Origin of the sequence: Hanstruepera flava (assembly GCF_023634025.1) — a bacterium.
In the GTDB taxonomy this organism is placed as follows: domain Bacteria; phylum Bacteroidota; class Bacteroidia; order Flavobacteriales; family Flavobacteriaceae; genus Hanstruepera; species Hanstruepera flava.
Genome location: NZ_JALJCW010000001.1, coordinates 895,577 through 920,811 on the forward strand (window position 1 = coordinate 895,577; position 25,235 = coordinate 920,811).

Sequence of the window (25,235 nt, forward strand, 5' to 3'; positions counted from 1 at the left end):
ATGCAATTAGCAGACAATAACATCACAAATCTGTCATTTCGAATGCAAATGAGAAATCTCATTATAATAACCTTTCTGTGTTTTTCTTACGTTTCAAATGCACAAGAATCATTGGCCGATGTATTAAAAAAACACAACACCCATGTGGTACCTTACATGTCTGTTCAGGAATTGGCCATGCCTAAAACAAAAGCTATAATTTTAGATGCAAGAGAGACGCAAGAATACAATGTTAGCCATATTAAAGATGCCATTCACGTAGGCTATAATGCGTTTAGCATTGAAAATATAGAAGCGTTAATGCCAAATAAAAACGAACAAATCGTTGTCTATTGTTCCTTGGGAATTCGGTCTGAAGACATTGCCGAACAGCTACAAAAGTTAGGCTACACAAATGTTTATAATCTCTATGGCGGCATTTTTGAATGGAAAAACAACAATTTCCCTGTCTATAATAAACAAGGAAAAACCAACAAAATACATGGCTTTTCAAAGGAGTGGAGCAAGTGGTTAACCAAAGGCGAATGTGTTTATGAGTGATAATCTGGTAATCGTTTTTATAAAAAATTTAAAACTAGGTAAGGTTAAAACCCGATTGGCTAAAACCATTGGTGACCAAGAAGCCTTTGAAGTTTACAAATTACTGGTTAAAAAAACCGAAGAGGCTACACAAAATCTCCATGCCGACAAGCACATTTATTTTTCTGATGCCATTATACCTTCCAAATGGCCCAATACTTATAAAACAGTCCAAAAAGGAAGTGATTTGGGCGAACGTATGAAAAATGCTTTCAAAGATGGATTTGAAAAAGGCTACAAAAACATCCTGCTTATAGGCTCTGACTTACCAGACATTTCTGAAATCATTATAAACGAAGCTTTTGAAGTCCTAAAAACTAATGATACAGTTTTTGGGCCAGCCGAAGATGGCGGTTATTACTTGGTTGGCTTGAAACAGCTACATAATAACCTATTTAGCAACATACCATGGAGCACTTCAAAAGTGTTTGAAGAAACCATTAAAGTTTTGGATTCTCAATCAATTTCAGTAGGATTATTACAAACATTAAACGATATTGATACTTTTGAGGATTTTAAGACCTCATCAATTTATAAAACCTATTTACATGATAAAATTCATAACTGAAACAACAGAATATTTACAAAACAAAGGATTTGAAAACCCTGAAATAGGCATCATTCTTGGAACAGGATTAGGAAAACTATTGGATGAAGTAGAGGTTCTGTCCGAAGTCAGCTATAATCATATTCCTAATTTCCCAACAGCTACGGTTGAGTTCCATAAGGGCAAACTCATTTATGGAATTATTGAAGGCAAAAAAGCCGTTATCATGCAAGGGCGCTTTCATGTTTATGAAGGCTACTCCTTGCAAGACGTAACCTACCCAGTTCGTATAATGGAAAAATTGGGCGTAAAAACCCTATTGGTTTCCAATGCCTCTGGAGCAATAAATTTGAATTTTAAAAAAGGTGAACTCATGCTAATTGACGACCACATTAACCTTCAAGGCAGTTCGCCATTAGCATTTAAAGGCGTTGAACTTCTAGGTGAACGCTTTTCGGATATGAGCGCTCCCTACGATGCCGAAATCAATGCCAAGTTTAAAGCCATTGCCAAAGCGCAAGGCATTACACTTCACAAAGGTGTTTATGCCAGTGTAGTTGGACCACAATTGGAAACACGAGCCGAATACCGCATGCTGAAAACTATTGGAGCCGATGCGGTGGGCATGAGCACGGTTCCAGAGATTATAGTCGCCAATCATCTTAATTTAAAGGCCGCAGCCGTGTCAGTTTTAACCGATGAGTGCGACCCAGATAATCTAAAACCAGTTGATATATCCGAAATTATTGAAATGGCTGGCAAAGCAGAACCACAAATGATAACACTTTTTAAAGAACTAATTAAATCACTCTAAAATATATGAGCAATTACCTAGACACCACTCTCGATGTTTATAAAGAAGCAGCATTGACGCCAGACATAGGCCTTTGCTGCACAACAAATCCTATTTGGGAACTACCTGGTTTAAAAATTCCTAAAATAATGCAAGAGATGAACTATGGTTGTGGTAGTACGGTACATGCTCGTGATTTAACTAATAATCCTAAAATGCTTTATGTTGGTGTTGGTGGTGGTATGGAATTGTTGCAATTTGCCTATTTCAACCGCCAAAAGCATGGTGTGGTTGGTATTGATGCCGTAAATGAAATGCTACAAGCTTCCCGTAAGAATTTTAAAGAAGCTGAAGCTTTAAACCCTTGGTTTAAAAGTGAGTTTGTAGATTTAAAAAAAGGGGATGCCTTAAATCTTCCTATCGAAGATAATAGCATTGATGTGGCAGCACAAAACTGCTTGTTTAATATTTTTAAAACCGACGATCTTAAAAAGGCCATTTCAGAAATGTATCGTGTTTTAAAACCGCATGGTCGTTTGGTTATGAGCGATCCCACGTGTGAACAACCTATGAGCAATACTTTAAGAAACGATGAACGTTTGCGTGCATTATGCTTAAGTGGAAGTTTGCCTATTTCAGAATACATCAAAATGCTTACAGATGCAGGTTTTGGAACCATTGAAATTCGAGCGAGAAAACCTTATAGAATATTGGATCCAGAGCATTATCCTACTGACGAATTAATTTATATTGAATCCATTGAAGTTGCTGCTATAAAAGATCCCGTACCAGAAGATGGCCCTTGTATATTTACGGGAAAAGCTGCTATTTATTACGGTAAAAACGATTATTTTGATGACAAGGCTGGTCATATACTACTGAAAAATCAACCGTTGGCTATTTGTGATAAAACAGCCAATGCATTGGCGTCTCTTAACAGTAATGATATATTTATAAGTGAATCCACATATCATTATGATGGCGGTGGCTGTTGTTGATCATAATTTGGAATAATTATTGGTCTTTCAGAATAAATAAATTTAATGAAGCAAATTCTTTTCATAATAACTATTGTATTATCCACAAACCAAATGGTTTACGCCCAGAAATTAAACCATACCATTTGGACGGATTTTTTAAAGAAACATGTTTCAGAAAATGGAAATGTAGATTACAAAAGCATAAAAGCCAATGGTGCAGATTTGAATAATTACCTCAATCAATTCATTGGGATAGCTCCAAATAACAATTGGACCAAACAAGAAACCCTAGCCTATTGGATAAACGCTTACAATGCATTTACCATAAAACTAATAATCGATAATTATCCATTGAAAAGCATTAAGGATATTGATAATCCTTGGGATAAAAAATGCATTCCAATCAATGGCGAGATGGCATCTTTAAACCATATCGAGCATGAAATCTTACGTAAAATGGATGAACCCAGAATTCACTTTGCCATCGTTTGTGCATCTCAATCATGCCCCAAACTGTTAAACAAAGCCTATGTTGCAGATAAGCTGGAGCAACAACTTACAGATGCTACAAAAGACTTTTTAAGGGATAACTCAAAGAATAACATAGCACCTAATCAATTGGAGCTTTCCAAAATATTCAAATGGTTCGCAAAAGATTTCAAACAGAATGGTTCCCTTATTGATTTTCTAAATCAGTATTCGGAAGTGAAAATTTCAAAAGATGCTAAAATAAAATATCGGGATTACAATTGGGATTTAAATGATTGATTGTCATGACGAGTATCCAGACTGTAAACGTCTGGAGACATAGTAATCTCAAAAACAAACAGGATACCCTGTCATTACGAGGAACGTAGTGACGTGGTAATCTCAAAAAGAAGGGGAAACAATGCCAGAATAAATGAAAAACCAACTATCCATAATTATCCCTGTATTAAACGAAGCCGACAACATTGCTTTATTATTAAATCATCTTATTAATAATTCATCTCCAAAAAATAGTACCGAAATTATTATTGTCGATGGTGGCAGCACCGACGGAACGCTAGAAAAGGTTAAAGCGTTCGTCACTTCGAGTGTGCCGACGTTTACCGTCGGTATGTATCGAGAAGGCGAACCAAAACCTGACACCCAAACCAACATCAAACTACTCCATTCCCCAAAAGGCCGCGCCAAACAAATGAATCTGGGTGCCAAACACGCTACCGGCAACATACTCTATTTCCTCCACGCCGATTCATTTCCACCTAAAAACTTTGATGCCCTAATTATAAATGAAATAGAAAAAGGCAATCAAGCGGGTTGTTTCCGCTTACAGTTTGACAGCAAGCATTGGTGGTTACGTTTAGCAAGTTGGCTAACACAATTTTCATGGCGCGCTTGCAGAGGTGGCGACCAGAGTCAGTTTATCACCAAAAAACTATTTGATGACATTGGTGGTTACGACGAAAACTATACCATCTACGAGGACAACATCTTGATAAATGAATTATACGCTAGGAAAAAATTTGTGGTTATTCAGGAAAAAATTAAAACCTCTGCCAGATTGTATCAAAAACATGGCGTTTGGAAACTACAATACCATTTTTGGACAATCTACGTTAAAAAATGGTTTGGCGCCTCGGCAGATGAGCTCTATAATTACTACAAAAAGCATATTGCCCTGTAACAAAACGCGTTCCTTATTCGTCTGTTAAGAATAAGATAAATCGTACTTAATAAATAGCTAAATTTAACCATCATTCCATTGAAAAAGAATATTTTCGAGCCAAAACCAATTAACATGAGACTAACCCATGCCCTTTTTGCTATGCTTTGTTTTGCTTCTACAGCATCGTTCTCACAACAATCCATATCAGCAAAAATTATTGATTCTACAGCCCGAACACCCATTCCATTTGCAACAATTGCCTTAGATGATAATACGGGTGTTATTAGTAATGATTTTGGAGAGTTCAACATTACCATAAATAAAGAAATCACTTCAAAAGATTCCCTTTCCATTAGCTGTCTTGGCTATGAAAAAAAGCAAATCGCTATTAAGAATTTCTCTGATAGCTTAATTGTATTACGAACAAAGGCAATAGATTTAAGTGAAGTTTTAATTACCAATAAGAATTACACCATCAAGGAAATTCTTGAGAAAATTAAAGCCAATTTAGCCGACAATTACGATTTAGATTACCATAAAAGAAAGCTTTTCTACCGCGAATCTTTCTACACCAACCTTATAAAAGGCGATGTAAAAGTCAAAAAGACTACCATTCCTGAATTTAACCAATCCTTTATAGACAGTGTCATGCAATCCATTCCAAAAAACACGGATGACCACACCGAAATTTTAGGAGAATTATACGGCAAAATAGAAGCTTCGGCACCTCAAAAAATGGAAATTTTTAAAGCGTCGCATTTATATGACAAAAAGAACGAAATTACTTTCGAAAATTATGAGAAACGCTTTAACGACATCATTAAAAAACATGTGAAGCGCGACTCCTACTTTAAAATTAAATCGGGTTGGTTTGGTACTAAAGAAGAAATAGACTCCTCCTTTTTTGATGAAAAACAAGTTGATAAAGAAACCGCCGAGTTTATTGAAGAAAAAAAAGAACGTGAAAAAAAGCGCAAGGAGAATTTCTTAAAATATAGAAAACGAAACATTCACGGCTTTGAAAATAACACCTTCCTAAAAGAAGACACCGATTTAAACTTTATTGAAAAATCCAACCGATATGAGTTTACCCTTTTAGACTTCGCCTATTTAAATGATGAATTTGTCTATACCATAACGTTCAAACCAAAACGAAAAGAAGACTACAAAGGAACGCTTTATGTCACCACCGATGATTTTGCAATAGTTCGTGTTGATTATGAAAACGTAAAGCCCTTAAAAAAATTCAACCTATTAGGCGTATCCTATAAGGAATACCTTAAAAAAGGCACCATCATCTATGTTAAAAACGATAAAGGTAAATACACCCTAAAATATGCCGATAGTGAATTTGGGGAACGTTTTGGTATTGATAGACCTTTAAAAATTATTGAAAAAAATAAGCACGTAAAAGGCCGCAGAAAACAAAATGAATTATCAACAAACATTCATTTCATTATCAATAACACGACTAAAAAAGAAATCATAGTTTTTGATTCCAGCCCAATCTCCGAAACCGAGTATAATAGCTTTACAGAAGTGCCTAATGTGACACCAACCTATCTTCCAAAATACGATCCAGAATTTTGGAAAGGTTATAACATTATCGAACCCAATCAGGCAATCAAAGATTTTAAGGTTCTGGATTGATGACTTTAAAACCCTAAATTTATCATAAATTAGATCATCTGGAATAAGGTTTTTACTACGGTCACGACCAAGGCCTAAAACATCACATGGAAAAACAAATAGATCAAACCCAAGAAAAAGAACCCAATATATTTAAATGGGCCTTGAAGTTCGCCGCTTCTGCTGGTGTTGCGGGCATTATTTGCTGTGTAGCACCTGCTGTACTGTTTATGTTTGGCCTTATGGGTGGTATTTATGCCATTTCGTTTGCCGATTTCTTTTATGCCGAAGACGGTTCGGTTGGCCTGGGGTCTTGGATTCTACGCGGCGCAGCCGTACTTATTGGTATTTATGGCATTTACCTCTATCGCAAAAAACAAAACCAATGTTCTATAGACCCTAAACGCAAACGCAAAAACATCATTTTGGTAACCATCACTATGGTAGTATTGGGTGTGGGTATCTTCTTAACATTGGAAAAATGGTCGTCTTGGTATTTCGATAAACATATTGTACCGGCCCAACAGGAAGAATATCGCCAAAGGGAATTACAAAATTAGGCTACTGAATAGTTTGAACGCCTAAACAATCGTATTTTTGCATCAGCAAAAAATAACCATGCCCAGTATTTCTGTTATCATTCCGGCATTCAACGAGGCCGAATCCATTACACAGGTTATCCAGGATATACCCAATGGCATTCATGAGGTTATCGTAGTCAATAATGGCTCTACCGATGCTACCGAATCCAATGCCAAACAAGCGGGAGCAACGGTATTAACCGAACCTAGAAAAGGCTATGGTTATGCCTGCCTAAAAGGTATGGACTATTTGGCCAAACAGAATAACCACCCAGATATCGTGGTGTTTTTAGATGGCGATTATAGTGATTACCCTGAAGAAATGACCAAACTCATTCAGCCCATCACCGAAAACAAGGTGGATTTTGTAATTGGTGCTCGTGTAAAGCGACTACGGGAAAAGGGGTCCATGACAGGGCCACAGATTTTCGGTAATGCATTGGCAACAACCCTTATGAAGTACTTGTTCGGTTCAACATTTACCGATTTAGGTCCATTTCGGGCTATTAAATACGATAAGCTTTTAGCTTTGGAAATGGAAGACAAAACCTATGGCTGGACCGTAGAAATGCAATTAAAAGCCCTAAAACACAAGCTAACCTACACCGAAATTCCCGTACGGTATCGTAACCGTATTGGCGTTTCCAAAGTATCCGGGACATGTAAAGGGGCTGTTATGGCTGGCATTAAAATATTGGGTTGGATTTTTAAATACGGTTTAAAAAAATGATTGGGGAAGGCATCATCATAAGCATCTACACCCTGGCCATTTTGGTCATTTTTGCCTATGCCTTGGCACAGCTAAACCTGCTCACCAATTATTTGCGGGCCTCCAAAAAAACAGACCAAGCGCCACAGTTCAATTTAGGCAATCCCAACGAAGTGCCATACGTTACCATCCAATTACCAGTGTATAACGAACTCTATGTTATGGATCGCTTACTCAACAACATGGCTCAAATAGAGTACCCCAAAGACAAACTGGAAATACAGGTGTTGGACGACTCCACCGATGAGTCCTTGCAAACTACCAAACTACTGGTTCAAAAATTACAGGCAACAGGCTTGGACATCCAACATATTACACGAACTAACCGCAACGGTTTCAAAGCTGGGGCACTCAAGGAAGGCCTAAAAACCGCTAAAGGCGAATTCATTGCCATTTTTGATGCCGACTTCCTACCAAAACCCAACTGGTTGCAACAAACCATTCCTTATTTTAAGGACAGCCAAATTGGTGTGGTACAAACCCGTTGGGGACACCTCAACCGCGATTACTCCCTACTCACCAAAGTGCAAGCCTTTGCATTGGATGCCCATTTCACTTTAGAACAAACCGGCCGAAACAGCCAAGGACACTTTATAAACTTTAACGGAACTGCAGGCGTCTGGCGCAAGACTTGCATTCTAGATGCCGGCAATTGGCAAGCGGACACCTTGACTGAAGATTTAGACTTAAGCTACCGTGCCCAGTTAAAAAACTGGAAATTTAAATACTTGGAACACGTGGAAACACCTGCCGAACTGCCTGTAGCCATTAGTGCGGCTAAATCGCAACAGTTCCGTTGGAACAAAGGTGGTGCCGAAAACTTCCAAAAAATGCTTCTTTGGGTATTAAAAAGCAATCAGCTATCCGTTAAGACCAAAGTGCATGGCCTGCTCCATTTAGGCAACAGCACCCTATTTTTAAATGTGCTCCTCGTCGCTATTTTAAGCATTCCCATGCTATACATTAAAAACCAGCACCCAAGCCTCAAACCTTACTTTATGGTTATGAGCGTGTTTGTATTAAGCACCGCAATATTCTTTGCCTGCTATTGGGTGGTTTACCGTCGTATCTATGGTAACACCCTTAAAGATTTTATAAGGTATATAGGCATGTTTTTTACCTTTTTCTCCGTAGCTATGGGCTTTTCCCTGCACAATACCATAGCCGTAATAGAAGGCCATTTAGGAAAACGTAGCGACTTTATTCGCACCCCAAAATTTAATGTGAGTAGCTTGCAGGACTCCTATAAAGATAACAAATATCTTAAAAACACCCTCTCATTTCAAGTGGTAATTGAAGGCTTGCTCATGGGCTATTTTGCCTTTGGCATGTACTCCGCATTTGTAGTGGGCTCTGGCGATTTTGGGCTCTTCCCCTTCCACCTCATGCTGTTTTTAGGCTTTGGGTATGTGTTTTTGAAGTCGATAAATTCTAAAATTCGATTTTAAAAAATCTCATCTTTAACATAACTCGCATTTAACCAAAAACAATGTTTTGTAAACTGCTTAAATCCAGTTAATTTATCTGAAACAGGCAAATCGAAAGTATCCGCAGCATTTCTTGCATGTGGTCTTACATGACTTATTCTATTTTCTGTTTTTTTTGGGAAATATGTCTTTCTGATACCCTTACTAGTTACTTCTTTTACAATTTCTCCTTTTGAAACAGTCTTAACCATTTTATCCCAAACAGATTTAGCTTCCAAAATATCCGAATGCGGCATGTTCCAAAATTTCACTTTTCTTAAAATTAATTTATTTCCTTCAAACTGATAAAAAACAAAGAAAAATTTGCTTTCTAATATGTTTTTGAAATCAGAGTCCTCCCAATCCATTTTGATTAATTCTTGATATTCAAAAGTTGGAAATGAAATATCTTCTTTAGGCAAATTATTTTCTTTAAGACGAATAGTTTTTACCTGTATGTCTGCTTTTTCAAACTCTTCAATTTTTTGCCCAAGTTCAAGCCCGAGAATAGCATTTGTAAGATTAGCAAAATAGCTTTTAGCTTTAGGATTTAATTCCAAACCTAATTCTTGCTCAATTTGTTCTGCTGATTTTCCATAAAAAGGTTGAAACTTTGATATAACAATATCTTCAATTGAATGAACTAAATCAAGGATTTCAGGTTGTTCAATTATCTTTCCGTAAACCGCAGTTTCTTCTTGAGCGATATTTGCAATTATATGATTTACATAACCTTGTTTAAGTGAATATGCTCTTTGTTTTGCTTTTTCATCATTGAAAGGTTGGTCACGATATGACTTTAAAGCTGTTGAACCTTTTGTACAAGCACCAAGATAGAAAGTATCACCTTCTGATAATTCGTGCGCTTTTCCATCTTTTATTTTTTGATTGATTGTTTCCCAATCATGCTTGATAATTTTTAAATCTTCATATGGATATTGCCAACCGTCAACCAATTTTATTAAGTAATCAAGTAAGTCTAAATCTTTATCGTGAAGATAGAATACTAAAAGTAAATGAGCATTTTTCTTCCAAAATGAACTGTTCTCAAATTCTTCTTTGTGTACCTCTAAATAGTTTATAATGTTTAAAACAAGCCTTTCTTTTGAACGAAAATCTCCATTTTTTAGAGTTTTCAAAGGACTTGATTTAAGTTCTATTCCTGCTTCTTTAAAGTCTGGTTCAGAATCTGAATTTGGTTCGTAACCGAAATAAAACTTTTCTAAAATTTGTCCAAAATTTCCTTTTCCTTTATAACCGTGTTTTTCAATTTCCTCGCCACAGGCTTCTCGTAGAGTTTGATCCTTTAATTTTTTCGCAAAGGCAATAATTGAATCTGCCGAAGTAATATCAAGCATATTCAAATTGGTTTATCTGTTTGTAAAGTTCTTCTCCTATTTTTTCGATTACACCAACAACTAAAGCATTTCCCATAAAAAAAGCACGTTTAGTATCTGAAATTCCTTCTAGTTTTGTGTGATTGTCAGGGAACATATTTAGTCTTTCTAACTCAATAGGTGTTAGCCTTCGCAGACCTCTATTAGAGGTAACTACATGCTTAAATCTAGAAGGTGATTTCCCTCCTTCCCCTGTGATAATTGTTCTTGATGCGTTGTCTAGAGCATCTGGATAAATCATTCCTCCTTCACTATAATTGTATTCAAAACCGTCTTTTGTTTTTCTTTTTTCTTTTTTCGCACCTTTTAAATATTCCCATTTTGGTTTATCTTTTTCATTAATGAAAAATTCAGGTGTAACCTCTCCGTTTTGTAAAATGTCTCCTAAAAAAGTTCTTTCACCATCATAGATTGGTTCTGTTTTAACTGTAAAAACCTTTCCTTTTACTAGCATTCCTGTATTTTGGAAAGGTGATAAGTTACCTGTCTTATTGAAGTTGTTGGTGATTTCTACTAAATCTCCTTTCAATTCAATTTTTTGAATTGAGTTGGTATTATTGACAGGAAAAGCGTTTGCAATCGTTCCTTCTTTTGTTAACCAATCAATTTTGTCTGTTTCTTGAAGTCTTTTATATATTTCTGTCGATTTATGATAACCAATAAAGAAAACTCTTCTTCTTCTTTGTGGCATTCCATATTCAGCCGCATTTATCACTCTCCATTCAACAGCATAGCCCAATTCGTTTAAACTTTGAAGCATAACTGCAAAATCACGTCCTCTTTGTTTGGCTGGTGATTTTAAAAGTCTATCAACATTTTCTAAAAATAAATATTTTGGCTTGTTCTTTTTCTCTTCTAAAATTCTATGAATAGACCACCAAAGTACTCCTTTCTTACCTTTTAAACCTTTAGAATTATGAAGTGTTGTTGCTACTGAATAATCTTGACAAGGAAATCCACCACAAAGTAAATCGTGATCTGGAATTTCTTCTGTGGCAACAGTTGCAATGTCCTGATTTGAATGGTTTTCTTTACCAAATCTTGCTTCATAAACCATTGAAGCGTGTTGCATCTTTGTTGATGGCTCCCATTGGTTACTCCAAACAACTTTGTAATTACTTTTCTCAAGTCCAAGACGGAAACCACCCACTCCCGCAAACAATTCTGCTACTTTTAATGTCTTATTTTCCATTCGCTTGAGTTTTATAATATTTTATTTTTTCTTCTGCAACTTTAAGTATTTCAGAAGTTGATTCTGTGTATTTTAATTCGTCGGCTATTTTTTCTGAATACCAATTTATTGTTAGCTCACTTTCTGAAAGCCCATAAAAATGTGCAAGTCTAACAAGCTGTTCCATTGTTGGCTTTCTTTCATTTTTTTCAAACTTACTTATAAGAGATTGGTCGATATCTACTTCAGCTGCAACCTTTCGCAGTATCAATTCTGCTTCTTCTCTTGCGCACTTTAAAGTTTCTCCTAATGTTTTCATTGGTCAAAATTGTTTTAGACAAATATTGTCCAAATTTATAAAAATATTTTAGTTGTACAAGTATTAATTATTATTATTCATTAAATTAATTCCAACCTCACCATCATTTAATTGTTTAATACATTAAAGTATCAAATCATTAATGTGCATAGTTATTTTAGGACGAGTCATAATTATTTTAGGACGGGTCATCAAGTATAGATAGTGTATGGCTTAAGTATGGCTTAAGTATGGATAGTGTATGCCAAGGGTATTTCAACAAAAACTCCTAAAAACAACAAAAAATGGCAAAAACGGCATAAACAGCAGCAACAAACACAAACAACAGCAAGCCGTTTAGGTACAACATGCTTTAAGCTATTCAAAATGTCATAGCAATAACTCCCCTTTGTCATGCTGAACCTGCCGAAGCAACTCCTAGTCCCTTAGATGTCCCGTACATAAGCTGTACATAGTCCGTATAAACGTTTTATCTGTTGGTTGTAGCCTAAAGCAAGTTCACCCGAGTTTCCTTAAGGGGTCCTCCAGAGATACTTCGGGTATGCTTCGGGGCAGTTAAAACCAATAAGTCCAAATTATAAGAATACTACAAGGGGTCGGCACTAAAGGTATCGCCTTGAGACAAATCGCCTGTTTCAAAGCCTTTTCTAAACCAACGCATACGCTGTTCAGAGGTACCATGTGTAAACGAGTCGGGAACCACACGCCCTGTAGCGTTTTTTTGTAAGCGGTCGTCACCAATGGCATGGGCTGCGTTCATAGCTTCGGCCAAATCGCCCGTTTCCATCATTTTAGACATACGCTGTGAATGATGCGCCCAAACACCAGCCAAAAAATCGGCTTGCAATTCCAAGCGTACCGAGTACTTGTTAAATTCGGTTTTACTCAATTGGCCACGCAACTGCTGCATTTTATCGGTTATGCCCATAATCTTTTGAATATGGTGTCCTACTTCATGGGCAATAACATAGGCTTGGGCAAAATCGCCAGGGGCATTTAACTTCCGTTCCATATCATCAAAAAAGCCTAAATCAATATAAAGCTTTTCATCGCCTGGGCAATAAAACGGTCCCGTAGCACTAGAGGCATTACCACAAGCAGACGATACCGAATTGGTAAACAGCACTAATGTGGGCTCGCGATAATTGTCCAGTAATTGGTTCCATACATCTTCGGTATTAGCCAAAATAGTAGCACTGAATTCGGCTAATTCATTTTCTTTGGCGGTGCCTTGATAAGGCGTTACGCTTTCCGTTTGGGGTGTTCCACCCGAGAAAAACTGGCTGATGATATGCAGTGGGTTATTACCCGTTAGTAATGATATAACTAAAAATATTCCAACAATTATTAATCCCGTTTTTGAGAACAACAACCGAATTAAGGGTCCTAAAATCATAGGATTAAAACCGCCTAGACCAGAACCTGAACTGCGTTGTCCGCGACGGTCTTCTACATTCGAACTTTTGCGTTTACCTTTCCATTTCATAATGAATTGATTGTTAGAATTATTGATGCTTCAATGTACTCATAATTTCAAAACTTATAAAGCCTTCTGAATAAATAATTACGGTTTTAAAAGCCATGTAATCCTATCATACGATAGGGCGTAATGAAACAGTGTTACAGCCCCAAAAATTAAAGCGGTATTATACCACGCCATGTCATAAAGTGCCCAAACGGCAAAACCAAAAATACCCAATTCAATACATAACCGTATAAAGCCATTGGTTGGCACAGGGGCTTTACCCGATCTACTGGGATCATTTGGTACGGCGAAAACACCCCAAACCACCATAACTAAAATGGGAACGCCAAACGCCAAAAGATAGCCAACCCAATCATCATGTAGCCGCCAAAACCAAATGCCTATGGCAAGAATGGCAACAATCTCTAATAAAAACCGTAAAAGAAGATTTACAGGATGTGAGCCCATTTTATATCGTTTATCTTGTGTTCACTAAAATAGCAATTAAAAGTTCTATAGGCATTTTTGTTCCATTAAAAAACGGAATTAGGTATATTTAAACCATGCTAAAAAGCACCTTCTTAAAACACCATAGAATTCCCTTACTATTGGCATTGACAAGCTTGCTGTTTTATATGGCATTTGCTTACCACCTCATACGTACAGACGCTATAAAACTTGTAACGCTGTATGCTGGATTATTTGTCTTGTTTTACAAACTGGTTCAGTTATTAAAGCATGACATCAAGTTGTTAACTGGCTTGGCCTTTGTGTTTCGGGCAGTGTTTATATTGGCTATCCCAAACCTATCGCAAGACTTTTACCGCTTTATTTGGGATGGCCGAATGATTTTGGAAGGCTTTAATCCGTATGTGTACACACCTGAATCTTTTATATCTAACAACATACTGCCTATTTTTCAAGCCCAAGAATTGTATGACGGCATGGGTAGCTTAAGCGCTGGGCATTTCACCAATTATCCACCTCTAAACCAATTGTGTTTTGTAATAGCTGGATGGTTTGCCGGAAAAAGTATTTTAGGTTCTGTAATCGTCATGCGATTACTAATAATTGCTGCCGATTTGGGCACGTTATACTTTGGCAAAAAGATATTGACAAAACTCAATTTACCAGTACACAACATTTTTTGGTACATTCTTAATCCGTTTATCATTATAGAACTAACGGGAAATCTACATTTTGAAGGGGTGATGATTTTCTTCTTGGTCTGGAGTCTGTATTTGCTGTATAACGGAAAGTGGCAATGGGCTGCTGTATTATTCGCCTGTTCGGTATCGGTCAAGTTAATCCCTTTTTTATTCTTGCCTTTATTATATAATTGGTTTATGTCCTCAAGACCTCTCGACTACGCTCGAGGTGACAACACAGACAAAAACACCTTTATGCTGTCAGGTCGAGCGGAGTCGAGACCTAATGGCTTCCTTAAACTAATCATTTTTTACATGATAGTTTTTGCAATAACTCTAGTATCATTCCTACCATTCTACAACCCACAATCCCTATCCAACTACACAGAAACCGTAGGCCTTTGGTTTCAAAACTTTGAATTCAATGCAAGTTTTTACTATCTGTTTCGTGAAATAGGCTATGGGATTTCAGGCTACAACCAAATAGCTGTTATAGGAAAACTCATGGGTCTTACTGTATGTTGTGGCGTTATAGCTTTGGCGCTTTTTAGAAAAACAAACACATTACAAAAGCTGGTTACAAGCATGCTTCTGGCTTTAGCACTCTACTACTTTTTATCTACAACCGTACATCCTTGGTATATAGCAACCTTATTGTGTCTCTCCATTTTCACAAATTATAAGTTTCCTTTGGCTTGGAGTTTTACCGTTATTTTAAGCTATCTAGCTTACACCAATGCCAATAACACAGAAAACCTGTGGATTATTACATTTGAATATGTGGTAGTAATTGCTGTATTTTTGTTCGACCTAAAAAAAACAAAAGCTATTGAAAATTAATTTTCCAAAACTTTTTAGACGATTGTTACGCGTAGTTTTTACGTTGTTACTGTTGTATGCGTTGTCGCTGGTATTTGTATACTTTAAACAAGAACGTTTCTTTTTTAACCCGAAACATTTAGAAAAGGATTACGTTTTTAAGTTTACAGAACGTTTTGAAGAACTCGATATTCCTGTTGCAGAAGATATTAAATTAAACGCCTTACTTTTTAAAACACAACAAACCAGAAAGGGTGTAATTGTTTATTACCATGGTAATGCTGGCGCCATACATGAGTGGGGAAAACGCGCTCCGCTATATTTGGACAACGGCTATGATATTCTGTTTTTTGACTATCGTAATTATGGCAAGAGTGATGGTGAGTATTGCAATACAGAACAGTTGTTAAACGATTCTGAAACCGTTTATAACTTTGTTAAACAGCGCTATCCTGAAAATCAAATTATTATTCTAGGCTACTCGTTAGGTTCCGGACTAGCAACTTATGTGGCTTCTAGAAATCGACCCAAGATGCTTATTTTAAACGCGCCGTATTATTCTTGGAAAACACTAATTACCGAAGAAATAGCTCCACCCATTCCTGAATATTTAATTAAATATGATATTCCAACCTATCAGTATTTAAAAACAGTGTCCTGTCCTATTAATATATTTTATGGAACACGTGATTTTTTAATTCATCCTGAAACCAATGCCAAAAAATTGCAAGCCCTTAAGCCAAACGGTATAAACCTTCACCCGATTACAGATGGTGGACATAACGGCTTGCATATTACAAAACAATACTACGACGAACTAAAGAAAATTCTGTAGTTAAAAAAACAGCTTGGCAATAAACAGATCAACGACCTCAACTAAAATAAGGATGATGATGATCCACTCTAGCTTACTGCTCTCCTTATGGTCCATAATATCTTTAAAAAGCTCTAAATTCTCTTTAATAATATCAATTCTATCATGAATTAAGTGATAGCGGTCTTTCAAGTCAAAGGTCTGCTTTAAATCGGCATTCAGTTTATTGAGTTGTTCATCTTCCCAAGTTATATCTGGGGAATCAAAAATATACAGGTTTTCAGAGATCTTGTTTTTTATGTTCAGAATCTTCCCAATAAAGCGTTTAAGTTTATTCCCGGAAATATCCAACTTCCCTTTTTTCTCTAGAAACAAGGTGTGCTCATTGGTTTCTATCAATAAATCTTCTGTTACTTCAGAATACCTATTTAAGGCAACAGACTGTGAAGCATTGAGCATAACCAATCGAATCATTTCTGAATTGACTTCTGGCAGTATCACCTTTTCAAAGGTAACGGTCATGATATTTGAAACGATTTCAACCTGAATGTCTTCAGCATTTTTATCTGAAATGTAATTTTTACAAAATGGCTGTATGTCTTTTAAAACCGTTTCAATTTCTTCTGGCGATAAATTAAAAAAGCTCACCATGCCATAATGGAAAACATATAGGTATTGGTCATCAGACTTTTTAAAATAGAGTTCATCACTATCCTGAAACAGCAATTGCCATTGCAACTGCTCTCTAATTTGCCTGATGTTGATAGTGTCTGCTACTTGGTAAGCAACGACATTATACATGTTAATTAAGATTTAAATATTTCGTTTGGTTTTTTGAAGCTTTTAAACTCCAACATATAATCGTTTGGGTCTTTGATAAAGAAAGAGGTATGCTGACCTAGCTTACCATCTAAAAAAGTTGTTTTAGTCACCAATTCTAAATCGGTATCCTTAAATGTATTGTAGATCTCTTTCCATGAAATACTATCTACAATTAAACCAAAATGGAACGAAGGCAAAATGCGCCCTTCAAACACATAGTTAGGATTATTAAAGTTAAACTTTCCTGCTTTAATAAACGTTATTTGATGACCAAATAGATTGATATCAACCCAGCTTTGCGTGTGTCTGCCTAACGATGCTCCAATGCTGTTAACATAAAAGTTCTTGGTGTCCTTAATGCTCAAGCATGGTAGGGACATGTGAAATGATGTATCCATAATAAAACAGATTTAGATAGGTTTTAAACTTTCAATTCTATAAATAACCAGATCGTCATCATCATCTTCATAAAGCTCTACAAAAGACACTTTAAATTCTTGGTCAATTAAACTTTTATCATTCTTAAGGTCGAATTGTTTTAGAACACGTGGGTGCACTTCCTCAAAAACCAATTCCTCTCCATTTTCAAACCAGAACGTAAAATAACCGTTCTTGTAAGACTTAAAAACAGCTGTTCTCATGTTTAGGCCAAATTAATCATCGTCTTCATCTGAAACATCCTCGTCTTCGACTTCAATGTCTGGATCTTGAACAGCATCTGGATCGTTACCTGCATAATCCTCATAATCGTCTTCATCGTAATTTTCCATAGTAGCAGCCAACTTGGTACTTACTTTTACCAAATATTTGGTGTCGCTAGTAGTTACTTCAACAGCTTCTACAATTTCATTTTTTGCGTTTCTAAAACTAATAACATTGTCATCATCATAGCCGTCGGGATACTTCTCCACCAATAAGGCCAAAATGTCTGGTGTTAATTTTTTAAAATCAACAATTACGCGTTTTAGATTGTCTTTTTTGTTCATAATTATAGGTCTAATAAGTAAGCAAATATAAGAGGCGCCACAATAGTCGCATCACTTTCTATTATAAATTTTGGTGTGTCTACATCTAATTTACCCCAGGTTATTTTCTCATTGGGCACAGCACCGGAATACGAGCCATAACTGGTTGTTGAATCACTAATTTGACAGAAATAACTCCAGAAAGGCGTATCGGTACGTTCCATATCTTGATACAACATAGGCACCACACAGATAGGGAAATCACCTGCAATACCACCTCCTATTTGAAAGAACCCAATACCTTTTTCAGAATTATCGGTGTACCAATCGGCTAAAAAGGTCATATACTCAATACCCGATTTCATGGTGCTAGCTTTTAATTCGCCTTTCAATACATAGCTTGCAAAAATGTTACCCATGGTACTATCTTCCCATCCTGGGCAAACTATTGGCAAGTTCTTTTCGGCTGCAGCATACATCCAAGAGTCTTTTAAATCAATTTCGTAGTACTCTTCTAAAACACCAGATAATAAAAGTTTATACATATATTCATGCGGCAAATAGCGTTCGCCATTGGCTTCAGCTTCTTTCCAAATCTTCACAATATGTTCTTGAATTCTACGAAACGCTTCTTCTTCAGGAATACAAGTATCTGTTACGCGGTTTAAGCCTTTTTCCAACAAATCCCATTCTTCTTGTGGTGTTAAATCACGATAGTTAGGCACACGCTTGTAATGCGAATGAGCCACTAAATTCATGATATCTTCCTCCAAGTTGGCACCAGTGCAGGATACGATATGTACTTTATCTTGGCGTATCATTTCGGCAAAAATCTTGCCCAATTCGGCCGTACTCATAGCACCAGCCAAGGATACCAGCATTTTGGCTCCAGAGTTTAATTGCGCTTCATATCCTTTTGCAGCATCAACCAAAGCTGCTGCATTAAAGTGTAAGTAATATTTTTTTATGAATTGGGATATGTGGCCTTTAGTTGTCATCGTCATTAAATTTAGAAAATTTATTAATACCTATTTTCGTTTCATTAAAATTATTATCAAAGTCATCTTCTGCTTCATCATGCATAAACTTATACGACAGCATTTTGTAATACAATTTGGCTGCTAAAAAGTCTGAAGATTTTTCCTTTGGATTAGGACATAATTCAACAATATCAAAACCTACAACATTCTTCTCTTCAAAAACCTGCTTTAAAAATTCCAAGGTTTCATACCACAACAAACCACCTGGTTCTGGTGTTCCTGTACTTGGTAAAATTGATGGGTCAAAAGCGTCTAAATCAATAGTTATAAAAACGTTGTCTGTCATCAAGTCAATTGCAGTGTCCACCCAAGAATCGTCTACAGCCATATCGTGGGCAAAGAACGTTTTATCTTCATCCATTACCGTTGTTTCGGTAATATCCATACTGCGAATACCTACTTGAATTAAATTGGTTGTCTGACTAGCCTCATACAAAGCACAAGCATGATTACAAGTACTACCTTGATATGTTTTGCGCAAATCGGCATGGGCATCCAATTGTAAAACAGTTAAATTATCATAACATTCATTAAAGGCGCGAATAGTTCCTATGGATATAGAATGTTCGCCACCAAATGCCGTAACAAACTTATTACGCTTAATATACTTTTTTGTGGTTTCGTGAACGGCTTCTACCATGCGCTCTGGTGAAGTATTTTCAGTTACTGGACTCGCTAAATAAACGCCTTGTTTATAAACTTCAGTTTGAGTTTCAATGTCATAAAGCTCCATGTTTTCAGAAGCATTTAAAAAGGCATCAGGACCTTTGTCAGCGCCTTTTTGCCAAGTACTCGTGCCATCATAAGGCACTGGAATTAGTACAATTTTCGAATTGTCTAATTTGGAATACTCTTCAGATATTCCTGCATACGTTTTACTCATGGTAACCTAAAATTTTAAGTAAGTCTTCACTTTTTTGTTGTTCACTAAATAGTTTTGTGGTGATGTTTCCGTCATCATCCTTGTTAATTAAAATATGTTTAGGCGACGGAATCAAGCAGTGTTGCAAGCCTCCAAATCCGCCAATAGTTTCTTGATAAGCTCCTGTATTGAAGAAGCCTATGTATAATGGTTTTTCCTTATTATACTTTGGCAAATAGATAGCGTTCATGTGTTGCTCGCTATTGTAATAATCATCACTGTCACAGGTTAAACCACCCAAAAGCACACGCTCATAACTGTCATACCAACGGTTAATGGGCAACATAATAAAGCGTTTGTTAATGGCCCAAGTATCCGGTAATGTGGTAATGAATGATGAGTTGATCATATTCCACTTCTCACGGTCATTTTGTTGTTTTTGGTATAGTACTTCATAAATGGCACCACCACTTTCACCAACAGTAAAACTCCCGAATTCAGTAAAAATGTTGGGAACTGCAACTTCCTCTTCTTCACATACCAATTTAATTTGATTGATAATCTCATCAACCATATACTCATAGTCAAACTCAAAAGCTAAAGAGTTTTTTATGGGAAATCCGCCACCAATATTCAAACTGTCCAAGGTCGGACATATCTTTTTTAAGCTGGTGTAAACCTTTAAACATTTAGACAGTTCATTCCAGTAATAAGCATTATCGCGAATTCCTGTATTGATAAAAAAGTGTAGCATTTTAAGCTCTACTTTTTTATTGTTCTGAATTTGGTTTTTATAAAAAGGCACAATGTTTTTGTAACCTATTCCCAAACGCGAGGTGTAGAACTCAAATTTAGGCTCTTCTTCTGATGCAATACGAATACCAACATTGAACTTGCCCTTAATCTCTTCCGAAAGCAAATCGATTTCCTCGTAATTATCAATAATCGGGATGGCATTTTTATGTCCATTATTTATAAGCCTAGCAATGTTTGTAACATATTGTGCGCGCTTAAACCCATTACTAATCACGTAGGTTTTATCAGTAATTTTACCTTCAGCCTTGAGGCTTTCAACAATATCGATATCGAATGCTGAAGAGGTTTCAATGTGAATATCATTCTTTAGAGCTTCATCCAAAACATGCTTAAAATGCGAGCTTTTTGTACAATAGCAATAGTTGTACTTGCCTTTGTACTTATGTTTTTTAATGGCATTACCAAACCACGACTTTGCACGATTGATATTATTGGAAATCTGTGGTAGGTATGTGAACTTTAAGGGCGCACCATATTGCGATACCAACTCCATAAGGTCAATATCATGGAATTGCAGTGTTTTATTTTCAAGTTTAAATTCATCTTGTGGAAAATCAAAAGTTTGATTCACCAAGTCAATATATTTTGTATTCATTAATTATTTAGTTTGAAATTTAAAGGTATAACCGAAAATATTTTCCAGCATTAAGATATCATTAAATATCAAATATTCAAACTTGAATTTGAGGATGTGTCGTAGGTATGAAACCATACAAATGTTGGCTCATTACGATGTAGAAAGCGGAAGTTAGCTCTAAAATTCGGTTGCTTAATCTATAAGCTGCTTTTGAATATGACTTCCTAATTTTCAAAAGCCCGAACATAAAAACAGGTTTCAATTTGTTCAGCTAAATGCGCTGCAAATGTAATTTTTTTTTTGACACACCAAACATTTTAATCCTTTTTTTAAAAAAATATTTAATCCTTGGTTTTCAATGATTTCTAAACTAATTTTAATAGCTTTAATATGGGTTTGACTAACCAAAATGGTACATTCACTAATAAAAACTCATAGATTGCTCAAATGCGTTAGTTTCTATTCTATAAAGAAAGTAGATTTGATAAAAATCTTATAATCATGAAAAAGCAAGTAACATTACCTCAGAAACCTTCAAGCGAAAACAAGCTTGATACAAAACAAAAAAAAACACAAAAAACAAATTACCATTGGCCTTTTGACCTCGAGACAAAACACTTAAAAAAATCTTTTGGGTTTGCCATTCTACTTTTAATTACCGTCTTGGCTTCCCATTCCACACATGCACAGGTTCAGTCCAATCAAGGACTTTCTATTAGTGGAACAGTAACCGATAACGAAGGGCCTTTACTTGGTGTAAACATCATTTTAAAAGGTGCAGAAGTTGGAACAACAACAGATAATAACGGTAATTTCACATTTCCAAAGGCACTAAAGCCCAACGACGTATTGGTATTTACCTATTTGGGTTATGAAACTCAAGAAATCACTATCACACAAAATACAACGCGCTTAAATGTGGTTATGGTAATTGACTCAATTGCAATACGAGGTGCTTTGGAAGTTGACACGCCTTATAAGTCTAAACGCACAGAATAACCTTGTTTAATAGCCTTGTTTTATGAACCTAATAAAACTTGTATTCATCCTCTTATTTGTAAGCCCGTCTTACGCTCAAATTTCTGATTTTAAAAATACAGATTTCAGAAAAGCCGATAGCTTGGCATTGGCTTACAAAGGGGCTGAATTAACCAACTTACTGCTATTAAGTAAAAAGCTTACAACCAACTTAAACACTGATGTTGAAAAATTTAGAGCCATTTATATGTGGGTCTGCACCAATATTGAAAACGATTACAGTCTCTATTTAAAATATGAACGTAAAAGCAAGCGTTATCAAAATGATAGTCTGGAGTTTAATCTTTGGCAAGCCGATTTCAAAAAAACGGTTTTTAAAACACTAGTTGAAGACCAAAAAACCATTTGTACTGGTTATGCTTATTTAGTTAAAAAACTCGCCAATTTAGCTGGTTTAGAATGCGAGTTAATCCATGGTTATGGAAGAACCAGTACAACAGATATTGACAAATTACATGTACCTAACCACTCTTGGAATGCTGTAAAATTGAACAACAAATGGTATTTATGCGACCCAACTTGGGCCAGTGGCAAACAAAATGCTGAAACGTTTGGGTTTACCTTTCAATATAACGATGGCTACTTTTTAGCCGAACCCAAATTATTTGCCGTAAATCATTTTCCGGCCGATACCAAATGGTTGCTTCTAGGTGAAAACCCACCAACGTTTACAGATTTTTTAAACGCGCCTGTAATTTATGGAAAAGCCTACACCAATTTAAAACAGCATAATGCACCACAATTTTTAAACAATACGGTTAAAAAGCATGAAACTGTAACTTTTGAATACGAGCTTTTAAGCACCATTAACTGTGAAGCCGTAAAACTTATTATCACCAATGGCCATAACAACAAAACTATTAGACCCAACTCCACAACCCTAACCAATACCTCTCTGGTTTTGGAACACGAATTTACAACCACAGGGTTTTATGATGTACATGTGCTTATTGGTAACGATTTAATTTCTACCTATACGTTTGAAGTGAAGGGGTGAGTTTATATTTTTAAATCATAGTAAACATGAAAAATATTTTCCAAGTTATTATTCTTTTAACAGCCGTTTTAACTTTTTCACAAGAAAAGTTAATTGGTGAGTATTGCTCAATACCAATTGGAGAATCAGACGTTACTTGCATTGAATTTAAAAAGGACAACCTATTTAAATATAAAATTACTGGATGTTTAGGAGTTTCTAAAATGGGTAGCGGTAAGTTTGAATTGAAAAACGGAAGCCTAAATCTATTTTTTGATAAAAAAAATCAAATTCCCAGAAGCACAACTAAAATAACTGAACACGAATCAAAATCAGAGAAAGAAGTCAAACTTCAGTTCAAAATAAAGGATGAAAACGGATTTGATATTCCAGCTAATATAATTAGATTGACTAACCAAAAACATTTCTCTTTTGATGAGTATGCAAAAGTTTTTACAATTGATAAAAATAGTTTGAAAGCCAATTACAAAATTGAATTTATAGGCTATGAAACTGTTGATATAGAAATTGAAAACAATACTGACAAAATGATTGAAATTCAATTGTTCCCTACTCAAGCAAAAATAATTTCGGACACAAAAATCATTATGAAATGGGAGAAAATTAATGACAATGAATTTCAAACCGGAACCAACTTATGGGACAGATTTAAAAAAGTGTAAAACTATTAAAACACAGTATTATTTTATGAAAAATAAATACTTAAAGACATCAATTGTAATTCTGGCTGTATTGCTTTTAAGCAATTCTTTCTCTGGTTATATCAACCTATTTACAGAAGGATTGTTCAAGAATTATCACTATCAAACCGAAAATGCAGAATTTGAATTTACAACAATCCCATCTAAAGGTCGAGACATTGAAATGATGAAAAGAAATTTCACTTATTTTAAAGAGCAACATCCTGAATATAATGATTTGAAATTGTATCGGACATTTGAAAGAAATCCTCTAAAGTTTTGGAATTGGTATTCTTACATCAGTGATGATATTTATCAGTTTCAATATAAAATCAAAACTGAATCCAATTCTACAAAAGGTAAGTTTGGAATATAGACACTTTACAACATTTTCAAGGTATTTACCTCTTGTTCAGTTAAGTGTTTCCAATGACCACGAGGAATATCTTTTTTGGTTAAATGGGCAATGGCTACACAGTCTATTTTAATAATATCGTAATTAAAGTGCTCAAAAATAGTACGGATAATGGTATTGCCTGTATTCTTTATTTTTAAACCAATATGATTTTTACTTTGGCCATCAATGTAGCTTATCTCTTCTACAGACACCAATTTACCATCAATTTTAAATCCGTCCTGTATACTTTTTAAATCTTCGAATTTCAGGTTTTTATCTAACTCTACTTGAAACAAGCGCGGCACACCATTTTTAGAATTGGTGAACTTCTTTGTAACCGCATCATCGTTAGTAAACAATATTAAACCTGTAGAATTTCTACCCAAACGCCCAATAGGTTTTATTCTGGCATTAGTAGCGTTGGCCACCAAATCCATTACGGTTCTACCTTTACCTTCGCTAGTAGTCGTTGCAAAGCCTTTAGGTTTGTTCAATAACACATAGGCTTTCTTTTCTGGGCTAATACGCCTACCATCGTAACGCACATCATCATCCAGTTTGACCTTGTAACCCATTTCGGTCACCACATTACCATTAACCGTTACCAAACCAATAGCAATGTGTTCATCAGCTTCACGACGTGAGCAAATACCCGAATTGGCTATGTATTTATTTAATCGAATACTATCTGAATCTTGTGTTTTTTGGGCAGTACTTTTCTTTTTCATAGGTGCGTTGCCACGAGCCAAGCTTTTACCGCTTGAATTCCCACTATCTCTACCCGACCTAACACCTTGGTTGTGTCTTTGCCCTCTTCCTGAAGGTCTTTTCTTTCCGCCTGTCCCTTGCTTTCTGCTCATAGTCATTTCCCTTAAAAAGGGAATCGTTTAATTAATATTCAAATTTTATGCAA

29 protein-coding genes are annotated in these 25,235 nt (G+C 35.8%); 16 read left to right on the forward strand and 13 right to left on the reverse strand.

Annotated features, from left to right (window positions below; all coding sequences use genetic code 11):
• The 10 genes from MTX13_RS04295 to MTX13_RS04340 all read left to right on the forward strand — a co-directional run bounded on the left by MTX13_RS04295 (position 1) and on the right by MTX13_RS04340 (position 8,977).
• Entirely contained in the window at positions 1-540 is a 540-nt protein-coding gene (locus MTX13_RS04295) for a rhodanese-like domain-containing protein (RefSeq protein ID WP_317238872.1), read from the forward strand.
• Positions 533-1,147: a TIGR04282 family arsenosugar biosynthesis glycosyltransferase gene (locus MTX13_RS04300; protein ID WP_250433147.1), complete on the forward strand. Its 615-nt coding sequence runs from the start codon at positions 533-535 to the stop codon at positions 1,145-1,147. Before MTX13_RS04295 ends, MTX13_RS04300 begins: the two co-directional genes overlap by 8 nt.
• Positions 1,128-1,940 (forward strand): purine-nucleoside phosphorylase, encoded by an 813-nt coding sequence (locus tag MTX13_RS04305; protein WP_250433148.1) that lies wholly within the window; start codon positions 1,128-1,130, stop codon positions 1,938-1,940. The genes MTX13_RS04300 and MTX13_RS04305 overlap by 20 nt, the downstream gene beginning before the upstream one ends.
• A gap of 5 nt (positions 1,941-1,945) precedes the next feature.
• Complete coding sequence (gene arsM, locus MTX13_RS04310; protein ID WP_250433149.1) at positions 1,946-2,917, forward strand: arsenosugar biosynthesis arsenite methyltransferase ArsM; 972 nt, start codon at positions 1,946-1,948, stop codon at positions 2,915-2,917.
• A gap of 45 nt (positions 2,918-2,962) precedes the next feature.
• Positions 2,963-3,667: a DUF547 domain-containing protein gene (locus MTX13_RS04315; RefSeq protein WP_250433150.1), complete on the forward strand. Its 705-nt coding sequence runs from the start codon at positions 2,963-2,965 to the stop codon at positions 3,665-3,667.
• A gap of 133 nt (positions 3,668-3,800) precedes the next feature.
• Entirely contained in the window at positions 3,801-4,568 is a 768-nt protein-coding gene (locus tag MTX13_RS04320) for a TIGR04283 family arsenosugar biosynthesis glycosyltransferase (RefSeq protein WP_250433151.1), read from the forward strand.
• Positions 4,569-4,682: 114 nt separating this feature from the next.
• Positions 4,683-6,200 carry a carboxypeptidase-like regulatory domain-containing protein gene (locus MTX13_RS04325; RefSeq protein WP_250433152.1) on the forward strand — a complete coding sequence of 506 codons (1,518 nt, stop codon included), beginning with the start codon at positions 4,683-4,685 and terminating at the stop codon, positions 6,198-6,200.
• 86 nt (positions 6,201-6,286) lie between these two features.
• Positions 6,287-6,739, forward strand: coding sequence for a hypothetical protein (locus MTX13_RS04330; RefSeq protein WP_250433153.1), 453 nt, complete (start codon positions 6,287-6,289; stop codon positions 6,737-6,739).
• A 58-nt stretch (positions 6,740-6,797) separates the two neighbouring features.
• Positions 6,798-7,490 carry a glycosyltransferase family 2 protein gene (locus MTX13_RS04335; RefSeq protein WP_250433154.1) on the forward strand — a complete coding sequence of 231 codons (693 nt, stop codon included), beginning with the start codon at positions 6,798-6,800 and terminating at the stop codon, positions 7,488-7,490.
• Positions 7,487-8,977, forward strand: a complete 1,491-nt coding sequence (locus tag MTX13_RS04340) for a cellulose synthase family protein (RefSeq protein WP_250433155.1) — start codon at positions 7,487-7,489, stop codon at positions 8,975-8,977. The genes MTX13_RS04335 and MTX13_RS04340 overlap by 4 nt, the downstream gene beginning before the upstream one ends.
• On the opposite strand, the gene MTX13_RS04345 is transcribed toward MTX13_RS04340, so the two are convergent.
• The 5 genes from MTX13_RS04345 to MTX13_RS04365 form a co-directional block, all read right to left on the reverse strand.
• Positions 8,974-10,353 (reverse strand): Sau3AI family type II restriction endonuclease, encoded by a 1,380-nt coding sequence (locus tag MTX13_RS04345; protein WP_250433156.1) that lies wholly within the window; start codon positions 10,351-10,353, stop codon positions 8,974-8,976. The genes MTX13_RS04340 and MTX13_RS04345 overlap by 4 nt on opposite strands.
• The gene (gene dcm, locus MTX13_RS04350; protein WP_250433157.1) at positions 10,346-11,584 is read right to left on the reverse strand and encodes a DNA (cytosine-5-)-methyltransferase; all 1,239 of its coding nucleotides are present in this window, start codon (positions 11,582-11,584) and stop codon (positions 10,346-10,348) included. The genes MTX13_RS04345 and dcm overlap by 8 nt, the downstream gene beginning before the upstream one ends.
• Positions 11,574-11,882 carry a helix-turn-helix domain-containing protein gene (locus MTX13_RS04355; RefSeq protein ID WP_250433158.1) on the reverse strand — a complete coding sequence of 103 codons (309 nt, stop codon included), beginning with the start codon at positions 11,880-11,882 and terminating at the stop codon, positions 11,574-11,576. The genes dcm and MTX13_RS04355 overlap by 11 nt, the downstream gene beginning before the upstream one ends.
• Positions 11,883-12,468: 586 nt before the next feature.
• On the reverse strand, positions 12,469-13,368 hold the full coding sequence (ypfJ, locus tag MTX13_RS04360) for a KPN_02809 family neutral zinc metallopeptidase (RefSeq protein ID WP_250433159.1): 900 nt from the start codon (positions 13,366-13,368) through the stop codon (positions 12,469-12,471).
• Positions 13,369-13,446: 78 nt separating this feature from the next.
• Positions 13,447-13,815, reverse strand: a complete 369-nt coding sequence (locus MTX13_RS04365; protein WP_250433160.1) for a YrdB family protein — start codon at positions 13,813-13,815, stop codon at positions 13,447-13,449.
• A gap of 95 nt (positions 13,816-13,910) precedes the next feature.
• Here MTX13_RS04365 and MTX13_RS04370 point away from each other — a divergent pair, with 95 nt between their 5' ends.
• Both MTX13_RS04370 and MTX13_RS04375 read left to right on the forward strand, forming a co-directional pair.
• Complete coding sequence (locus MTX13_RS04370) at positions 13,911-15,335, forward strand: mannosyltransferase (RefSeq protein WP_250433161.1); 1,425 nt, start codon at positions 13,911-13,913, stop codon at positions 15,333-15,335.
• Entirely contained in the window at positions 15,325-16,149 is an 825-nt protein-coding gene (locus MTX13_RS04375) for an alpha/beta hydrolase (protein WP_250433162.1), read from the forward strand. Before MTX13_RS04370 ends, MTX13_RS04375 begins: the two co-directional genes overlap by 11 nt.
• Here the strand turns inward: MTX13_RS04375 and MTX13_RS04380 are convergent, their stop codons facing one another.
• Genes MTX13_RS04380 through MTX13_RS04410 form a run of 7 tightly spaced genes read right to left on the reverse strand, consistent with a single transcriptional unit; the run spans position 16,150 to position 21,228 of the window.
• Positions 16,150-16,929 (reverse strand): RMD1 family protein, encoded by a 780-nt coding sequence (locus MTX13_RS04380; protein WP_250433163.1) that lies wholly within the window; start codon positions 16,927-16,929, stop codon positions 16,150-16,152.
• A gap of 5 nt (positions 16,930-16,934) precedes the next feature.
• Positions 16,935-17,348, reverse strand: a complete 414-nt coding sequence (locus tag MTX13_RS04385) for a VOC family protein (RefSeq protein WP_250433164.1) — start codon at positions 17,346-17,348, stop codon at positions 16,935-16,937.
• 12 nt (positions 17,349-17,360) lie between these two features.
• Positions 17,361-17,591 (reverse strand): hypothetical protein, encoded by a 231-nt coding sequence (locus tag MTX13_RS04390; RefSeq protein ID WP_250433165.1) that lies wholly within the window; start codon positions 17,589-17,591, stop codon positions 17,361-17,363.
• 12 nt (positions 17,592-17,603) lie between these two features.
• Positions 17,604-17,936, reverse strand: coding sequence for a hypothetical protein (locus tag MTX13_RS04395; protein ID WP_250433166.1), 333 nt, complete (start codon positions 17,934-17,936; stop codon positions 17,604-17,606).
• A 2-nt stretch (positions 17,937-17,938) separates the two neighbouring features.
• A complete protein-coding gene (locus MTX13_RS04400) occupies positions 17,939-18,913 on the reverse strand; it encodes a deoxyhypusine synthase family protein (protein WP_250433167.1) in 975 nt (324 codons plus the stop codon).
• On the reverse strand, positions 18,903-19,838 hold the full coding sequence (gene speB, locus MTX13_RS04405; protein WP_250433168.1) for an agmatinase: 936 nt from the start codon (positions 19,836-19,838) through the stop codon (positions 18,903-18,905). Before speB ends, MTX13_RS04400 begins: the two co-directional genes overlap by 11 nt.
• A complete protein-coding gene (locus tag MTX13_RS04410; RefSeq protein ID WP_250433169.1) occupies positions 19,831-21,228 on the reverse strand; it encodes an arginine decarboxylase in 1,398 nt (465 codons plus the stop codon). Before MTX13_RS04410 ends, speB begins: the two co-directional genes overlap by 8 nt.
• Before the next feature lie 483 nt (positions 21,229-21,711).
• Here MTX13_RS04410 and MTX13_RS04415 point away from each other — a divergent pair, with 483 nt between their 5' ends.
• The 4 genes from MTX13_RS04415 to MTX13_RS04430 are packed head-to-tail and all read left to right on the forward strand — an operon-like array spanning position 21,712 to position 24,301.
• Positions 21,712-22,209, forward strand: coding sequence for a carboxypeptidase-like regulatory domain-containing protein (locus MTX13_RS04415; protein WP_250433170.1), 498 nt, complete (start codon positions 21,712-21,714; stop codon positions 22,207-22,209).
• 22 nt (positions 22,210-22,231) lie between these two features.
• Positions 22,232-23,245 carry a transglutaminase domain-containing protein gene (locus MTX13_RS04420; protein WP_250433171.1) on the forward strand — a complete coding sequence of 338 codons (1,014 nt, stop codon included), beginning with the start codon at positions 22,232-22,234 and terminating at the stop codon, positions 23,243-23,245.
• A gap of 26 nt (positions 23,246-23,271) precedes the next feature.
• Entirely contained in the window at positions 23,272-23,907 is a 636-nt protein-coding gene (locus MTX13_RS04425) for a hypothetical protein (protein ID WP_250433172.1), read from the forward strand.
• Positions 23,908-23,932: 25 nt separating this feature from the next.
• Positions 23,933-24,301 carry a hypothetical protein gene (locus tag MTX13_RS04430; protein ID WP_250433173.1) on the forward strand — a complete coding sequence of 123 codons (369 nt, stop codon included), beginning with the start codon at positions 23,933-23,935 and terminating at the stop codon, positions 24,299-24,301.
• A gap of 5 nt (positions 24,302-24,306) precedes the next feature.
• On the opposite strand, the gene MTX13_RS04435 is transcribed toward MTX13_RS04430, so the two are convergent.
• Positions 24,307-25,182 carry a pseudouridine synthase gene (locus tag MTX13_RS04435; protein ID WP_250433174.1) on the reverse strand — a complete coding sequence of 292 codons (876 nt, stop codon included), beginning with the start codon at positions 25,180-25,182 and terminating at the stop codon, positions 24,307-24,309.
• Between the last annotated feature and the right edge of the window lie 53 nt (positions 25,183-25,235).

Bases quoted from the DNA above. Each gene is read 5' to 3' on its own strand.
- MTX13_RS04295 (WP_317238872.1), top strand. From the start codon at position 1: ATGCAATTAGCAGACAATAACATCACAAATCTGTCATTTCGAATGCAA.
- MTX13_RS04300 (WP_250433147.1), top strand. From the start codon at position 533: ATGAGTGATAATCTGGTAATCGTTTTTATAAAAAATTTAAAACTAGGT.
- MTX13_RS04305 (WP_250433148.1), top strand. From the start codon at position 1,128: ATGATAAAATTCATAACTGAAACAACAGAATATTTACAAAACAAAGGA.
- arsM (WP_250433149.1), top strand. From the start codon at position 1,946: ATGAGCAATTACCTAGACACCACTCTCGATGTTTATAAAGAAGCAGCA.
- MTX13_RS04315 (WP_250433150.1), top strand. From the start codon at position 2,963: ATGAAGCAAATTCTTTTCATAATAACTATTGTATTATCCACAAACCAA.
- MTX13_RS04320 (WP_250433151.1), top strand. From the start codon at position 3,801: ATGAAAAACCAACTATCCATAATTATCCCTGTATTAAACGAAGCCGAC.
- MTX13_RS04325 (WP_250433152.1), top strand. From the start codon at position 4,683: ATGAGACTAACCCATGCCCTTTTTGCTATGCTTTGTTTTGCTTCTACA.
- MTX13_RS04330 (WP_250433153.1), top strand. From the start codon at position 6,287: ATGGAAAAACAAATAGATCAAACCCAAGAAAAAGAACCCAATATATTT.
- MTX13_RS04335 (WP_250433154.1), top strand. From the start codon at position 6,798: ATGCCCAGTATTTCTGTTATCATTCCGGCATTCAACGAGGCCGAATCC.
- MTX13_RS04340 (WP_250433155.1), top strand. From the start codon at position 7,487: ATGATTGGGGAAGGCATCATCATAAGCATCTACACCCTGGCCATTTTG.
- MTX13_RS04345 (WP_250433156.1), bottom strand. From the start codon at position 10,353: ATGCTTGATATTACTTCGGCAGATTCAATTATTGCCTTTGCGAAAAAA.
- dcm (WP_250433157.1), bottom strand. From the start codon at position 11,584: ATGGAAAATAAGACATTAAAAGTAGCAGAATTGTTTGCGGGAGTGGGT.
- MTX13_RS04355 (WP_250433158.1), bottom strand. From the start codon at position 11,882: ATGAAAACATTAGGAGAAACTTTAAAGTGCGCAAGAGAAGAAGCAGAA.
- ypfJ (WP_250433159.1), bottom strand. From the start codon at position 13,368: ATGAAATGGAAAGGTAAACGCAAAAGTTCGAATGTAGAAGACCGTCGC.
- MTX13_RS04365 (WP_250433160.1), bottom strand. From the start codon at position 13,815: ATGGGCTCACATCCTGTAAATCTTCTTTTACGGTTTTTATTAGAGATT.
- MTX13_RS04370 (WP_250433161.1), top strand. From the start codon at position 13,911: ATGCTAAAAAGCACCTTCTTAAAACACCATAGAATTCCCTTACTATTG.
- MTX13_RS04380 (WP_250433163.1), bottom strand. From the start codon at position 16,929: ATGTATAATGTCGTTGCTTACCAAGTAGCAGACACTATCAACATCAGG.
- MTX13_RS04385 (WP_250433164.1), bottom strand. From the start codon at position 17,348: ATGGATACATCATTTCACATGTCCCTACCATGCTTGAGCATTAAGGAC.
- MTX13_RS04390 (WP_250433165.1), bottom strand. From the start codon at position 17,591: ATGAGAACAGCTGTTTTTAAGTCTTACAAGAACGGTTATTTTACGTTC.
- MTX13_RS04395 (WP_250433166.1), bottom strand. From the start codon at position 17,936: ATGAACAAAAAAGACAATCTAAAACGCGTAATTGTTGATTTTAAAAAA.
- MTX13_RS04400 (WP_250433167.1), bottom strand. From the start codon at position 18,913: ATGACAACTAAAGGCCACATATCCCAATTCATAAAAAAATATTACTTA.
- speB (WP_250433168.1), bottom strand. From the start codon at position 19,838: ATGAGTAAAACGTATGCAGGAATATCTGAAGAGTATTCCAAATTAGAC.
- MTX13_RS04410 (WP_250433169.1), bottom strand. From the start codon at position 21,228: ATGAATACAAAATATATTGACTTGGTGAATCAAACTTTTGATTTTCCA.
- MTX13_RS04415 (WP_250433170.1), top strand. From the start codon at position 21,712: ATGAAAAAGCAAGTAACATTACCTCAGAAACCTTCAAGCGAAAACAAG.
- MTX13_RS04420 (WP_250433171.1), top strand. From the start codon at position 22,232: ATGAACCTAATAAAACTTGTATTCATCCTCTTATTTGTAAGCCCGTCT.
- MTX13_RS04425 (WP_250433172.1), top strand. From the start codon at position 23,272: ATGAAAAATATTTTCCAAGTTATTATTCTTTTAACAGCCGTTTTAACT.
- MTX13_RS04430 (WP_250433173.1), top strand. From the start codon at position 23,933: ATGAAAAATAAATACTTAAAGACATCAATTGTAATTCTGGCTGTATTG.
- MTX13_RS04435 (WP_250433174.1), bottom strand. From the start codon at position 25,182: ATGAGCAGAAAGCAAGGGACAGGCGGAAAGAAAAGACCTTCAGGAAGA.